The sequence below is a fragment of the Streptomyces sp. NPDC047841 genome, assembly GCF_040704085.1.
Classification (GTDB): domain Bacteria; phylum Actinomycetota; class Actinomycetes; order Streptomycetales; family Streptomycetaceae; genus Streptomyces; species Streptomyces argyrophylli.
In genome coordinates, this window is the sequence record NZ_JBEYRP010000014.1 from 1 (window position 1) to 14,218 (window position 14,218).

Annotated in this window: 13 protein-coding genes; 7 read left to right on the plus strand and 6 right to left on the minus strand. The window is 74.1% G+C overall.

Going from position 1 to position 14,218, the window contains the following annotated elements; translation table 11 throughout:
• Nucleotides 1-128: sugar phosphate nucleotidyltransferase (locus AB0947_RS23790; protein ID WP_366750616.1), on the minus strand; the 128-nt coding region annotated here is incomplete at its 3' end.
• Nucleotides 125-1,957, minus strand: a complete 1,833-nt coding sequence (locus AB0947_RS23795; protein ID WP_366752354.1) for a DUF5941 domain-containing protein — start codon at nucleotides 1,955-1,957, stop codon at nucleotides 125-127. The genes AB0947_RS23795 and AB0947_RS23790, both read right to left, overlap by 4 nt.
• A gap of 265 nt (nucleotides 1,958-2,222) precedes the next feature.
• Between AB0947_RS23795 and galE the strand changes: the two genes are divergently transcribed.
• The 3 genes from galE (at nucleotide 2,223) to idi (ending at nucleotide 5,045) form a co-directional block, all read left to right on the plus strand.
• Nucleotides 2,223-3,194 carry a UDP-glucose 4-epimerase GalE gene (gene galE / locus AB0947_RS23800; RefSeq protein ID WP_366752355.1) on the plus strand — a complete coding sequence of 324 codons (972 nt, stop codon included), beginning with the start codon at nucleotides 2,223-2,225 and terminating at the stop codon, nucleotides 3,192-3,194.
• Nucleotides 3,195-3,333: 139 nt separating this feature from the next.
• Nucleotides 3,334-4,275: a cation diffusion facilitator family transporter gene (locus AB0947_RS23805; RefSeq protein ID WP_366752356.1), complete on the plus strand. Its 942-nt coding sequence runs from the start codon at nucleotides 3,334-3,336 to the stop codon at nucleotides 4,273-4,275.
• A 176-nt stretch (nucleotides 4,276-4,451) separates the two neighbouring features.
• The gene (gene idi, locus AB0947_RS23810; protein WP_366752357.1) at nucleotides 4,452-5,045 is read left to right on the plus strand and encodes an isopentenyl-diphosphate Delta-isomerase; all 594 of its coding nucleotides are present in this window, start codon (nucleotides 4,452-4,454) and stop codon (nucleotides 5,043-5,045) included.
• Between the two features lie 52 nt (nucleotides 5,046-5,097).
• On the opposite strand, the gene AB0947_RS23815 is transcribed toward idi, so the two are convergent.
• Nucleotides 5,098-5,595, minus strand: a complete 498-nt coding sequence (locus AB0947_RS23815; protein WP_366752606.1) for an ATP-binding protein — start codon at nucleotides 5,593-5,595, stop codon at nucleotides 5,098-5,100.
• Nucleotides 5,596-5,807: 212 nt separating this feature from the next.
• Here AB0947_RS23815 and AB0947_RS23820 point away from each other — a divergent pair, with 212 nt between their 5' ends.
• Entirely contained in the window at nucleotides 5,808-6,563 is a 756-nt protein-coding gene (locus AB0947_RS23820; RefSeq protein ID WP_366752358.1) for an enoyl-CoA hydratase/isomerase family protein, read from the plus strand.
• Here the strand turns inward: AB0947_RS23820 and AB0947_RS23825 are convergent.
• Nucleotides 6,535-7,185 carry a DJ-1/PfpI family protein gene (locus AB0947_RS23825; protein ID WP_366752359.1) on the minus strand — a complete coding sequence of 217 codons (651 nt, stop codon included), beginning with the start codon at nucleotides 7,183-7,185 and terminating at the stop codon, nucleotides 6,535-6,537. The genes AB0947_RS23820 and AB0947_RS23825 overlap by 29 nt on opposite strands.
• 45 nt (nucleotides 7,186-7,230) lie before the next feature.
• Complete coding sequence (locus tag AB0947_RS23830; RefSeq protein ID WP_366752360.1) at nucleotides 7,231-8,190, minus strand: GlxA family transcriptional regulator; 960 nt, start codon at nucleotides 8,188-8,190, stop codon at nucleotides 7,231-7,233.
• Nucleotides 8,191-8,416: 226 nt separating this feature from the next.
• Between AB0947_RS23830 and AB0947_RS23835 the strand changes: the two genes are divergently transcribed.
• Together AB0947_RS23835 and AB0947_RS23840 are read left to right on the plus strand one after the other, a co-directional pair.
• A complete protein-coding gene (locus tag AB0947_RS23835) occupies nucleotides 8,417-10,801 on the plus strand; it encodes a Tex family protein (RefSeq protein ID WP_366752361.1) in 2,385 nt (794 codons plus the stop codon).
• A 96-nt stretch (nucleotides 10,802-10,897) separates the two neighbouring features.
• Nucleotides 10,898-11,494 carry a DinB family protein gene (locus AB0947_RS23840; protein WP_366752362.1) on the plus strand — a complete coding sequence of 199 codons (597 nt, stop codon included), beginning with the start codon at nucleotides 10,898-10,900 and terminating at the stop codon, nucleotides 11,492-11,494.
• Here AB0947_RS23840 and AB0947_RS23845 read toward each other — a convergent pair.
• Nucleotides 11,491-13,131 (minus strand): ABC-F family ATP-binding cassette domain-containing protein, encoded by a 1,641-nt coding sequence (locus tag AB0947_RS23845; protein WP_366752363.1) that lies wholly within the window; start codon nucleotides 13,129-13,131, stop codon nucleotides 11,491-11,493. The two genes, AB0947_RS23840 and AB0947_RS23845, sit on opposite strands and share 4 nt — an antisense overlap.
• Before the next feature lie 139 nt (nucleotides 13,132-13,270).
• On the opposite strand from AB0947_RS23845, the gene AB0947_RS23850 reads away from it, so the two are divergent.
• Entirely contained in the window at nucleotides 13,271-14,185 is a 915-nt protein-coding gene (locus AB0947_RS23850) for an FAD-dependent oxidoreductase (protein WP_366752607.1), read from the plus strand.
• The last annotated feature ends 33 nt before the right edge of the window (nucleotides 14,186-14,218 follow it).

A 14,218-nucleotide genomic window follows, 5' to 3' on the forward strand; every position in this document is an offset into this window, starting at 1 on the left:
GTGAGGTCCAGGACCGTCAGGGACTCCTCCGCGCCCTCGGGACCCACCGGCACCAGAGCCTTGGGCAGGGTGTCGGTGTAGGGGCGCAGACGGCGTCCGGCGCCGGCCGCCAGCACGAGGCCGATCATGCGGTTTCTCCTTCGTCGTGTACGGCGGGCGCCCCGGCGGACACCCAGAAGCGGATGCTCTCGGCGAGCACCACCAGGGCGACGGCCACGGCGAGGACGGTGAGCGCGACAGTGAACTGCGCACCGGTGAGTACCGCGGCCAGAACGGTGACGAGCAGGGTCCGCCCGTCGTGCCCCCCGATGGAGCGCACCAGCCAGGCCGGGGGCGCTCCGGCGTTGCCGCGGATGCGGTACACCGTGTCGTAGTGATGGTAGGCGACGGCCGCCACCAGGCCGAAAGCCGCCGGAAGGGCCCCGTTCACGTGCGCTTCACCGGCCAGGGCGAGGACGGTTCCGTACTCGGCGGCCCGGAAGAAGGGCGGGACGAGCCAGTCGAGGGCGCCCTTGAGGGGGCGGGCGACGGCGAGGGCCGAGGTGAGGACGTACACGACGGCGCCGGCGACGGGCAGCGGCCCGCCGAAGTCCGTGAGGGCCGAGCAGGCCACGACCACGGCGCCGCCGAGCAGGGCGACGGCGGGCACGGCGAACCCGGGCAGGCCCTTGCCGGCCACGCGCCGCACCACCCCGGCGAGCGGGCCCGGGTCGGCGAGGTCGGCGAGGGCCTGCGCCGCCCGGTCAGTGCGCCGCGCCTTGCGGGTCACCGAGCGCAGCACCCGGCCCGCCGTGGTGTACGCCGCCGCGAAGGCGCAGCCGGCGAGCAGGACGTAGAAGGTGATCCGGGGGGTGGTGACCGCGGTGAGGACCGCGATCATCGCCCAGCGCTCGCCGATCGGCAGCACGATCATCCGGCGCAGCCACACGGTCCAGCCGACGCTGTCGAGCTTGTCGGAGAGGGCGGCGGTGGGGCTGGTGTTGGCGGTGGCGTCGTGGTTGGCCTCGTTGAAGGAGAAGTCGACCACGTGCCGGCAGGTCTGGAGGATCATCGCGCCGAGGGCGAGGGCCCACACGTCGTCGCCGCCGCGGGCCGCCCCGAGGGCGAGGCCGGCGTAGTAGGCGTACTCCTTGGCCCGGTCGAAGGTGGCGTCCAGCCAGGCGCCGAGGGTGGAGTACTTCAGGGCGTAGCGGGCGAGCTGGCCGTCGGTGCAGTCCAGGACGAAGGAGGCGATCAGCAGCACCCCGGCCGCCACGAAGCCGCCCCGGGTGCCGGTCGCCGCACAGCCGGCCGCTATCAGGGCGGTGAGCAGCGAGGCCGTGGTGACCTGGTTGGGGGTCAGGCCGCGACGGGCGCACCAGCGGGCGAGGTAGCGCGAGTAGGGGCTGATGAAGAACGTGGTGAAGAAGCCGTCCCGGGACTTCACGGCCGACTTCAGGCGGACGGCCTCGTCGTCGACGGCGGAGACGGCCTGCCGGGCCTCGTTGCGGGCCTGCGGGTCGGCGGGCACGGCGGCGACCAGGCTGCCCAGCTCGGGCCGGTGCACCGCGCCGCCGTCGGCGTCCAGGGTGCCGGCGACGCGGTCGGCGAGGCTGTCCAGGGCGAGCGCGGGGGCGCCGCCCCCGGCCGCGTGCGCGGTGGCCGTACCGACGGGCGCGGCGGCCTCGCGGGCCACGGCCCGGGCGAGCGCCTGCCGGGCGGCCGGCTGGGCGGTGACGGCACCGGGCACGGCGGCGAGCGGGAAGCGCGGGTCGGTCAGGCCGAGGCGCAGCGCGTGGAGGTGGCCGACGAAACGGGCGTCGACCAGGGCCACCCGCCGGTCGGCCGGCACGGCCGCGAGCAGGGACTCCGTCTCGGCGGCGCCGGCGGCCACGCGCACGTCGAAGCCGAGGGACCGCAGATCGCTCTCCAGTGACGATCCGGGGACCGGCTGACCGGTGACGATGGCGGTCGGCAACCGAAACTCACTCCCTGGGTGCCGGCGCGCGGGCGCCGGTCTCTCGCATCGTGGGGCGCCCTGCCTGCGGCACCCGGGCGGCATGTCGGCAGAGGGTATCGGATGGTCCGGAGCCGGTGTTCACCGGCCGTTCACGGTCCGGCCCACGGGGGCTGCCCCGGCCTTCGCCGCGATCATCATCGGGGATGCGGGGGCCGGCCCACAAACCCGTGGGGCAGACCCGGGCAACCGGGACACCGGGGCGTTCGGCATAGGGTGGACGACCATGACGTGGCTGATCACCGGCGGAGCCGGATACATCGGAGCACATGTGGCCCGGGCCCTGGCGGGTGCCGGGGAGAGCGTCGTGGCGCTGGACGACCTGTCGGCCGCCGTGCCCGCGCGGCTCCCGGCCGAGGTGCCGCTGGTCCAGGGATCGACGCTGGACGGGGCGCTGCTGAAGCGGGTCTTCGCGGAGCACGGCGTGACGGGTGTCGTCCATCTCGCGGCGCGCAAGCAGGTCGCGGAGTCGGTGGCCCAGCCGACCCGCTACTACCGGGAGAACGTGGGAGGGCTGGCCACGCTCCTGGACGCGGTGGCCGAGGCGGGCATCGGCCGGCTGCTGTTCTCGTCGTCGGCGGCGGTGTACGGCAACCCGGACGTGGACCTGATCACCGAGGACACCCCGTGCGTCCCGGTGAACCCGTACGGCGAGACCAAGCTGGCCGGTGAGTGGCTGGTGCGGGCGGCGGGGCGGGCGCACGGGATCTCCACCGTGTGCCTGCGCTATTTCAACGTGGCCGGCGCCGCGGCGCCGGAGCTGGCGGACACGGGCGTCTTCAACATCGTGCCGATGGTCTTCGACCGGCTCACCCGGGGCGAGGCCCCGCGCATCTTCGGCGACGACTACCCGACGCCGGACGGCACCTGCGTCAGGGACTACATCCACGTCGCCGACCTGGCGGACGCGCACCTTGCGGCGGCCCGCAGGCTGGCCGCCGGGGACCTCACCGGTGATCTGACGCTGAACATCGGCCGGGGCGAGGGCGTCTCGGTGCGCGAGCTGATCACGGTCATCGGGGAGGTCAGCGGGGACCGCCGGGCGCCCGTGGTGGAGGAGCGCCGCCCCGGTGACGCCCCGCGCGCGGTGGCCTCGGCGGAGCGGGCCGCCGAGGCACTGGGCTGGCGGGCCCGGCGCGGAGTGCGGGAGACGATCGAGTCGGCGTGGGCGGGCTGGCGGCTGCACCACGGCGGCTGACGCGGCCCCCGGCGCCCTGACCTGCGGAACGTTTCCGCAGGTCACAGCACATGACAACGGTGTTCAGTGCCGCGTTGCCCCATACCCCCTCCCCGTAGTTCACTGGGCCCTCCGGGCAGCCCTACGGAAGGTGGTAGTCATGGGGGCAGGGCACGACCACGGGCACGCGCACTCCCACGCGCCGGCCACGGGTACGGCCACGGCCGCGTACCGGGGCCGGCTGAGGATCGCGCTGGGCATCACGCTCCTGGTGATGGTCGTCGAGATCGCCGGCGGCCTGATCGCGGACTCGCTCGCGCTGATCGCGGACGCGGCGCACATGGCCACCGACGCGGTGGGCCTCGGCATGGCCCTGCTCGCCGTGCACTTCGCGAACCGTCCGGCGAGCACCAACCGCACCTACGGCTACGCCCGCGCCGAGATCCTCGCGGCCCTGGCCAACTGTCTGCTGCTGCTCGGGGTGGGCGGATACGTCCTCTACGAGGCGGTCCAGCGGTTCATGGAGCCCGCGCAGACCCGGGGCGGCCTGATGGTCGTGTTCGGCCTGATCGGCCTGGTGGCGAACTCCGTCTCGCTGGTGCTGCTGATGCGCGGGCAGAAGGAGAGCCTGAACGTGCGCGGCGCCTTCCTGGAGGTGGCCGCGGACGCGCTGGGCTCGGTCGCGGTGCTGATCTCGGCCGCGGTGATCCTGACCACCGGCTGGCAGGCGGCGGACCCGGTCGCCTCGCTGGTCATCGGGCTGATGATCGTGCCGCGGACGCTGAAGCTGCTGCGCGAGACGCTGGACGTGCTGCTGGAGGCGGCTCCCAAGGGCGTCGACATGGCGGACGTGCGGACGCACATCCTGGCCCTCGACGGCGTGGAGGACGTCCACGACCTGCACGCCTGGACGATCACCTCGGGCATGCCGGTGCTGTCGGCGCACGTGGTGGTCAGCTCCGAGGTGCTGAACGCCACCGGGCACGAGAAGATCCTGCACGAACTCCAGGGGTGCCTGGGCGACCACTTCGACGTGGAGCACTGCACCTTCCAGCTGGAGCCGGGCGGGCACGCGGAGCACGAAGCGCGGCTGTGCCACTGACCGCACGCACTGCCGTTCGGCGCACCCCCGGACGGTTCCCCGCGGCCGGCTCCGGGCACGATGATCTACCGGGTCCGGCTCCCGGTGCCGCGCCGCGCGCGGACGTGCGGGACGTGCCGGGAGTGCCGGATTCGTACGGCAGACTTGGGGTGCGAAGACCGAGGCGAAGGATGGGTATGCCGATCACACCTGCCACCGCGACGCAGAGCTCGTCGGAGGGCACCGCAGAGGCGATTTTGCTGGAACTGGTCGACGAGAAGGGTGTGACGATCGGTACGGCGGAGAAGCTCGCCGCCCACCAGCCGCCGGGGCGGCTGCACCGGGCGTTCTCGGTGTTCCTCTTCGACGAGCAGGGCCGGCTGCTGCTCCAGCAGCGGGCGCTCGGCAAGTACCACTCCCCCGGTGTGTGGTCCAACACCTGCTGCGGTCACCCGTACCCGGGCGAGGCGCCGTTCGCGGCGGCGGCCCGGCGCACGTTCGAGGAGCTGGGCGTGTCGCCGTCGCTGCTCGGGGAGGCCGGCACGGTCCGTTACAACCACCCGGACCCCGCCTCCGGCCTGGTGGAGCAGGAGTTCAACCACCTCTTCGTCGGCCTGGTGCAGGCGCCGCTCGGACCGGACCCGGAGGAGGTCGCCGAGGTCGCCTTCGTGACGGCGGCCGAGCTGGCCAAGCGGCACGCCCGGGAGCCGTTCTCGGCCTGGTTCATGACCGTCCTGGACGCCGCCCGCCCGGCGATCAGGGAGCTGACGGGCCCGTCCGCCGGCTGGTGACCGCCACGGCGGTGCGGCGGTCCCGTGGCCGGCAGGGGGCGGCCGGCGGGCGCTACGGCAGGGAGGGGGGCTTCAGCGGGAGCGCGGCCCAGATCACCTTGCCGCCGCTCGCGGTGTGCTCCACGTCGACCACCCCGCCGGCCTCCCGCGCCACCTCGCGGACCAGGAGGAGCCCCCGGCCGCCGGTCCGGCCGTGGTCGGCCTCCAGGGCCGTCGGCCGGTAGGGGTGGTTGTCCTCCACGGACACCCGCACCCACTCGGCTCCGACGGCCACCTCCACGGCCAGCACGGGCGACAGCAGCGCCGCGTGCCGGACCGCGTTGGTGACCAGCTCGGAGACGATCAGCAGCAGCCCGTGCACCAGGTCGTCGGAGACCGGCACCCCCTGGCGCAGCAGCAGGTCCCGCACCGCGTGCCGGGCCTGCGGGACCGAGGCGTCCACCGCGGCCGCGGTGAATCGCCAGACGCCTTCGTACGGCAGTGGATCCGGCGGGCTGTCGCCGCCGCCCCCCGCTGGGCGCGGACCGTCCTCGCGCCCGTGGTTGTCCATCGTCCGGTCGCCACCCTCGCGCTCGATTGTCACCACACGTCGAGTGTTGGTAACGATCCGCTCCGGTCCGGATGCCTGAACAGAAGTCGGCAGGTATCGAACGGTTTTTGACCGACTTCGCATGACCTGGTCGTGGTCCGGACTGTTCCTGCCCCCCATGCGCCGGTTCCCGAACTAGTCGGGTTGTACGAGGCCGACGCTACGATCCCCGCATGGAGCCCCAGCTGTCCCACCAGGTCACCGACTCCGTCGCCACCGTGGTGATCCGCCATCCCGCCAAGCGCAACGCCATGACGACCGCGATGTGGCGGGCCCTCCCCCCGCTGCTGGACGCGCTGGCCCGTGACCCCGGGGTGCGGGCGCTGGTCCTGACCGGTGAGGGCGGGACCTTCTGCGCGGGCGCCGACATCTCCACGCTCCGGGACGCACCGCAGGAGGCACCGGCCCTCGCCGTGGCCGCCGAGGAAGCCCTGGCCGCGTTCCCCAAGCCGACCGTCGCCGCGGTGCGCGGCCACTGCGTGGGCGGTGGGGCACAGCTCGCGGCGGCCTGTGACCTGCGGCTGGCGGAGGAGGGAGCGCTGTTCGGGGTGACGCCGGCGCGGCTCGGTGTCGTCTATCCGGCCTCCTCGACCCGCCGGCTGGTGTCCCTGGTCGGGCCGGCCACGGCCAAGTACCTGCTGTTCACGGCCGAGTTGATCGACACCGGGCGGGCGCTGCGCACCGGCCTGGTGGACGAGGTGCTGCCCGAGGGCGAACTGGACAAGCGGGTCGCGGAGCTGACCCGGGTCCTGGTGTCCCGTTCGCAGCTCACCCAGGCCGCCGCCAAGGAGTTCGCCGCCGGCCGCACCGACCGTGACGCCCACTGGGCCGCCGAGGCGCGCGGCAGCGGCGACGTCGCGGAGGGGGTCGCCGCGTTCCTGGAGCGCCGGCAGCCGCGCTTCACCTGGAGCGTGTCCGCGCCGGGGTGAAGCGGCTCGCGGCACGCCACTTCTCGACGAGGTGCGCGGGCGCCTTCTCCGGCGAACCGGCGTCGTACGGCGGCTGGGGGTCGTACTCGGTCAGCAGCTGGACGGACTGGGCGTGTTCGTCGCCGGCGATGGCGCCGAGGAGGGTCAGGCCCATGTCGATGCCGGACGACACGCCGGCCGCCGTGACGTACTTGCCGTCCACGACCACCCGCTCCCCCGTCGGCTCGGCCCCGAAGCCGCGCAGCAGGTCCAGCGCCAGCCAGTGCGAGGTGGCGCGGCGGCCGCGCAGCAGCCCGGCGGCGGCCAGCAGCAGCGAGCCCGTGCACACCGAGGTGGTCCAGGTGCTGGTGGCGTCCGCCGCGCGCAGCCAGTCCAGCAGGGCGGTGTTCTCCATCTGCTCGCTCTGCCCGGGACCGCCCGGCACGATCACCAGGTCCGGGGACGGCACCTCGGCGAGGGTGCGGTCGGCGGTGAGCGCCAGGTTCCCGGTGTCGGTGCGCACGGGCCCGGTCCGCTCGGCGATGAACACGGTCTCGGAGCCGGGGAGCCGGCCGAGGGTCTCGTAGGGTCCGACGGCGTCGAGGGCGGTGAAGCGGTCGTAGAGCACGATGGCGATCTGCATGGCGTTCCCTTGTCTCGCATGTCCCGTAGGGAGGTCGAGGGGCCGTCAGACGACGGGGGCGGGGCGGAAGCGGCGGCGGTACTCGGCCGGGGAGGCCCCGAGGGTGCGCAGGAAGGCGCGGCGCATCGCCTCCGGTGTGCCGTAGCCGCTGGCGCGGGAGATCCGTTCGATGCCGTCGGTGGTGTCCTCCAGCAGGCGGCGCGCGTGTTCGAGGCGGACCCGGTCGACGTACCGGCCCGGTGTCATGCCGGTCTCCGCCCGGAAGGCGCGGGCGAAGTGGCGCGGGGAGAGGGCGGCGCGGGCGGCCAGCGCCTCGACGCCGAGGTCGCCGTCCGGGTGTTCGGTGATCCACTGCTGGACGTCCCGGAGGGGCTCCCGGCGGGCCGTCTGGACGGCCAGCTGGGCGCTGAACTGGGCCTGGTTGCCCGGTCTGCGCAGGAACACCACGAGATGGCGGGCGACGGTCAGCGCCACCTGCCGGCCCAGGTCCTCCTCCACCAGCGCCAGGGCGAGGTCGATGCCCGCGGTGACCCCGGCGGAGGTGGCCACGTGCCCGTCCCGGACGAAGACCGGGTCGGGGTCGACCCGGACGGCGGGGTGGTCCCGGGCGAGTTCGCCGCAGTACGCCCAGTGCGTCGTGACGCGCCGGCCGTCCAGGAGTCCGGCCCGCGCCAGCGGGATCGCGCCGGTGCAGACGGAGACCAGGCGCCGGGCCCGCGGGCCGTGTGCGCGCAACCACTCCACCAGCCGCGGATCGGGGTCGCGGGTGCCCTCCCCGCCGGGGACCAGCAGGGTGTGCGGACCGGCCGCGTCCGCAAGGGACCCGTCCGGTACGACGGTCAGCCCGCTCGAGGTGCGCACCGGCCCGCCGTCCACGGAGGCCGTGCGGATCCGGTACGAGCCCGGGGTGTGCCTCTCCGCGCCGATGAACACCTCCACGGGGCCGGTGACGTCGAGGCTCTGCACGCCGTCGAAGACGGTGACGAGGACGGTTCGCTGCGTCATGGCCTCGATTCTGGGTGGCCCCGCGCGCGGCAGCAACGACGGAATTCCCACCTTTTCTGCCACGGCGTTCGGGGTGCCGGGCGCCGGCCCGGTTTCCCGCGCCGTCCGCAGGCACCCGGGGGGGACGAGGGCCCGGCGCCTCGCCGGGAACCGCCCTGATCCCCGGTCGCCGGTGTCACCTGCCACAATTGCCGCGCAACCTCAGTGGAGAAGGCGGTACGGGATCGTGACGACACCCGGGTCCCTCGGAGCAGGGTCCATCGAAGGCAGGATCGCCGAGGAGCTAGGCGTACGGGAGCGGCAGGTGAGGGCCGCGGTGGAACTGCTCGACGGCGGTTCGACCGTGCCCTTCATCGCTCGCTACCGCAAGGAAGCGACCGAGATGCTCGACGACGCGCAGCTGCGCACCATCGAGGAGCGGCTGCGCTACCTGCGGGAGCTGGAGGAGCGGCGGACCGCGATCCTCGACTCGGTGCGGGAGCAGGGCAAGCTCACCGAGGAGCTGGAGGCGCGGATCCGGGGCGCCGAGACGAAGGCGCGGCTGGAGGACGTCTACCTGCCCTACAAGCCCAAGCGGCGCACCAAGGCGCAGATCGCGCGTGAGGCGGGCCTGGAGCCGCTCGCGGAGGGGCTGCTGAGCGACCCGGCCGTCGAACCGCTGGCGGCCGCCGCCGCGTTCGTGGACGCCGGCAAGGGCGTCGCCGACCCGCAGGCCGCGCTGGAGGGCGCGCGGGCGATCCTCACGGAGCGGTTCTCCGAGGACGCCGACCTGATCGGCGAGCTGCGCGAACGCATGTGGGTGCGCGGGCGGCTGGCCGCGAAGGTGCGGGAGGGCAAGGAGGAGGCGGGCGCCAAGTTCGCCGACTACTTCGACTTCGCCGAGCCGTTCACCGAGCTGCCCTCGCACCGGATCCTGGCGATGCTGCGCGGGGAGAAGGAGGAGGTCCTGGACCTCGTCCTGGAGCCGGAGGAGGCCACCGAGGGCCCGTCCTCGTACGAGGGGATCATCGCGTCGAGGTTCGGGATCGCCGACCGGGGCCGCCCGGCCGACAAGTGGCTGACGGACACGGTCCGCTGGGCCTGGCGCACCCGCGTCCTGGTCCACCTGGGGATCGACCTGCGCCTGCGGCTGCGGACGGCGGCCGAGGACGAGGCGGTCAACGTGTTCGCGGCAAACCTGCGGGACCTGCTGCTGGCCGCCCCGGCGGGCACCCGTGCGACGCTCGGCCTGGACCCCGGTTTCCGCACGGGCGTGAAGGTCGCCGTGGTCGACGCGACCGGCAAGGTCGTCGCCACGGACGTGATCTACCCGCACGTCCCGGCCAACAAGTGGGACGAGGCGCTCGCCAAGCTCGCGCGGCTGGCCAAGGAGCACGCGGTCGAGCTGGTCGCGATCGGCAACGGCACGGCGTCCCGCGAGACCGACAAGCTCGCCGGTGAACTCATCGCCGGGCACCCGGAGCTGAAGCTCACCAAGGTGATGGTGTCCGAGGCGGGCGCGTCGGTGTACTCCGCGTCGAGCTACGCCTCGCAGGAGCTGCCGGACATGGACGTGTCGCTGCGCGGCGCGGTCTCCATCGCCCGCCGGCTCCAGGACCCGCTGGCCGAGCTGGTGAAGATCGACCCGAAGTCGATCGGTGTCGGCCAGTACCAGCACGACCTGTCCGAGGTGAAGCTGTCCCGGTCGCTGGACGCGGTCGTGGAGGACTGTGTGAACGGCGTCGGCGTGGACGTCAACACCGCGTCCGTGCCGCTGCTGGCACGGGTGTCGGGCATCTCCGCCGGACTCGCCGAGAACATCGTCGCGCACCGCGACCAGAACGGCCCCTTCACGTCCCGTTCCGAGCTGAAGAAGGTGGCGCGGCTCGGCCCCAAGGCGTACGAGCAGTGCGCGGGCTTCCTGCGCATCCGCGGCGGCGCCGACCCGCTGGACTCCTCCAGCGTGCACCCCGAGGCGTACCCGGTGGTGCGCCGCATGGTGAAGACCACGGGCCAGCAGGTGGCGTCCCTCATCGGCAACACGGGCGTGCTGCGCTCGCTGCGGCCGGCCGACTTCGTGGACGACACCTTCGGGCTGCCCACGGTCACGGACATCCTCAAGGAGCTGGAGAAGCCGGGCCGCGACCCGCGTCCCGCGTTCCGGACGGCCACCTTCAAGGAAGGCGTGGAGAAGCTCGCCGACCTGTCCGCCGGGATGGTCCTGGAGGGCGTGGTCACCAACGTGGCCGCCTTCGGCGCGTTCGTGGACGTCGGTGTCCACCAGGACGGTCTGGTGCACGTGTCGGCGATGTCGAAGTCGTTCGTCAAGGACCCGCGCGATGTCGTGAAGCCCGGAGACATCGTCAAGGTGAAGGTCCTGGACGTCGACATCCCGCGCAAGCGGATCGCGCTGACGCTGCGCCTGGACGACGAGGCCGCCCCGCAGGGCCAGGGCGGCGGCCGGCAGCAGCGCGGCGCCGCCCGTCCGCCGCAGCAGCGTCAGGGCGGCGGCGGCCAGCGGCAGGGCCGGGGCGGCGGTGACCGCGGCGGCCGGCAGGCGCCGGCACCGGCCAACGGCGCGATGGCCGACGCGCTGCGCCGCGCGGGCCTGCTGGACCCGAAGAAGCGCTGACGGGCGGGGCCGGGCCGGGCGGGACGCGTCTCGCCCGGCCCCTCGCCACCCGTGAAACCCGGTGGACAGGGATCACCTGATCGTCAGACTCGTCCCATGACCACATCGGATCCCAAGGCCGACCTCCAGGTGTACCTCCAGGACGCCCGGGACACGCTGCTCTGGAAACTCGACGGCCTGCCGGAGTACGACATCAGGCGCCCCCTGACGCCCACCGGCACCAATCTGCTGGGCCTGGTGAAGCATCTGACGGGCGCCGAGGCGCTGTACTTCGGCGCGGCCTTCGGCCGGCCCTTCCCGGGTACGCCCCTGTGGATCACCGGCGACGCCGAGCCGGACGCCGACCTGTGGGCGCGGGCCGACGAGACCCGCGAGGACATCACCGACGGGTACCGGCGGGCGTACGCCCGGGCCGACGAGACCATCGCGGCGCTCCCGCTGGACGCGGTCGGCCGGGTGCCCGGTGCGCCGGCCGGGACGACGCTGCACCGGGTCCTGACGCACATGGTCGCCGAGACCCAGCGGCACGCCGGGCACGCGGACGTCGTGCGCGAGCTGATCGACGGGGACGTGGGGCAGCGCCGTGACGGCCGCAACGTGGCGCCCCGCGACCCGGCACATCTCGGACGGGTCGAGCGGGCGGCGCAAGAGGCCGCGGCGCTCGGGGACCACGGCCTTTCGTTCGGTCCCTAGCGTTCCGTCACCTTGCCGTCGGCGACCTCCAGGCGGCGGGTCACCCGGACCGCGTCCAGCATGCGGCGGTCGTGCGTCACCAGCAGCAGGGTGCCCGGGTAGCCGTCGAGGGCCGACTCCAGCTGCTCGATCGCCGGCAGGTCGAGGTGGTTCGTCGGCTCGTCGAGGACGAGGAGGTTGACGCCCCGGCCCTGGAGCAGGGCGAGCGCGGCGCGGGTGCGTTCGCCCGGGGAGAGGGTCGCGGCCGGGCGCAGCACGTGCGCGGACTTCAGACCGAACTTGGCCAGGAGGGTGCGGACCTCCCCCGGTTCGGTGTCGGGTACGGCGGCGCAGAACGCCTCCAGCAGGGTCTCGGGGCCATGGAACAGCCCCCGGGCCTGGTCGACCTCGCCGACCAGGACCCCGGGGCCGAGGGCCGTGTGCCCGGAGTCGAGCGGGACGCGGCCCAGCAGCGCGCCGAGCAGCGTGGACTTCCCGGATCCGTTGGCCCCCGTCACGGCGATCCGGTCCGCCCAGTCGATCTGCAACGAGACCGGGCCGAAGGTGAAGTCGCCGCGCCGGACCTCGGCGTCCCGCAGCGTCGCCACGACCGCGCCCGAGCGGGGCGCGGACGCGATCTCCATCCGCAGTTCCCACTCCTTGCGCGGCTCCTCCACCACGTCCAGGCGCTCGATCATGCGCTGGGTCTGCCGGGCCTTGGCCGCCTGCTTCTCGCTGGCCTCGCTGCGGAACTTGCGGCCGATCTTGTCGTTGTCGCCGCCGGCCTTGCGGCGGGCGTTCTTCACGCCCTTGTCCATCCAGGCGCGCTGCATCTGGGCACGGTCCTGCAGCGCCGCCTTCTTGTCGGCGTACTCCTCGTAGCCCTCGCGGGCGTGCCGGCGGGCCACCTCGCGCTCCTCCAGGTATCCGGCGTAACCGCCGCCGTAGAGATTGATCCGCCCCTGAGCGAGGTCGAGTTCGAGCACCTTGGTGACCGTGCGGGTGAGGAACTCGCGGTCGTGGCTGACGACGACCGTGCCCGCGCGCAGTCCGGTGACGAACCGCTCCAGACGCTCCAGGCCGTCGAGGTCCAGGTCGTTGGTGGGCTCGTCCAGGAGGAAGACGTCGTAGCGGGACAGCAACAGGGAGGCGAGGCCGGCGCGGGCCGCCTGGCCGCCGGAGAGGGCGGTCATCGGCTGGTCCAGGTCCACCGCCAGGCCGAGGGAGTCGGCGACCTCCTCCGCGCGCTCCTCCAGGTCGGCGCCGCCGAGGCCGAGCCAGCGCTCCAGGGCGGCGGCGTAGGCGTCGTCGGCGCCGGGAGCGCCGTCGACCAGCGCCTGGGTGGCCTCGTCCATCACCCGCTGGGCCTCGGCGACCCCGGTGCGGCGGGCCAGGAACTCCCGGACGGTCTCCCCCGGCCGGCGTTCCGGCTCCTGCGGCAGGTGGCCGACGGTCGCGGCCGGCGGGGACAGCCGCAGTTCGCCCTGCTCGGGCGGGGTGAGTCCGGCGAGCATCCGCAGCAGGGTCGACTTCCCCGCGCCGTTGGCACCGACCAGCCCGATCACGTCGCCGGGCGCGACGACCAGGTCGAGCCCGGCGAACAGGGAGCGGTCGCCATGTCCGGCGGCGAGGTTCTTGGCAACGAGGGTGGCAGTCATCAGGACGCCGATCCTAGTGGCGGCACGCGCCCGTCTCCGCCACGTTCTGCGGCGGTCACCGGCGGCTCGCGTCCCGGGCTGACGCGGCCGGCCGCACAGGATCTATCGTCCTGGCGTGGACAGTGAGCCGAGTGACGAAGTGATCGTGGTCGGGAGCGGGATCGCCGGGCTGACGACGGCCGTGCTGCTGGCCGAGTCCGGTCGGCGGGTGCGGGTGTGGGCGCGGGAGCCGGCCGAGCGGACGACCTCGGCGGTCGCCGGCGGCCTGTGGTGGCCGTACCGCATCGAACCGGAGCCGCTGGTGGGCGCGTGGGCGCTGGAGTCCCTGGCGGTGTACGAGGAGCTGGCGGACCGGCCGCGGGAGACGGGGGTGCGGCTGGTCGACGGGGTGCACCAGGGGGCCCGGCTGGACGAGCTGGGCACGTGGGCGGGCCGGGTGCCGGGGCTGCGGGCGGTGGCCGGAGGGCTGGCGGCGCGGCTGCCGGTGATCGACATGCCGGTGCATCTCGCCTGGCTGCGGCAGCGCCTGGAGAAGGCGGGGGGCACGGTGGAGGTCCGCGAGGTGACCGGCCTGGCCGCCGTGCCCGCCCCGGTGGTGATCAACTGCACGGGCCTCGGGGCCCGCTCCCTGGTGCCGGACCCGGCGGTGCGGCCGGTGCGCGGGCAGCTGGTCGTGGTGGAGAACCCGGGCGTCACCGGCTGGTTCACCTCCGTCGACCACGTCTCGGCCGCGTCCACCTACTTCATCCCGCAGCCGGGCGGGCTGCTCCTGGGCGGCACGGCCGAGGAGGACGAGTGGTCCCTGGAGCCGGAACCGGCCACGGCCGAGGCGATCGTCGCCCGCTGCGCGGCCGTCCGGCCGGAGATCGCCGGCGCGCGCGTCCTCGCGCACCGGGTGGGACTGCGGCCGGCCCGGGAGTCGGTACGGCTGGAGCGCCGGCTCCTCCCGGACGGCCGCGTCCTGGTGCACGACTACGGCCACGGCGGCGCGGGCGTCACGGTGGCGTGGGGCTGCGCGAGGGAGGCGGCCGCCCTGGCCTTCCCGCCCCCCTGAACCGCCGCCCGGTCACCCGCAGCCGAACTCACC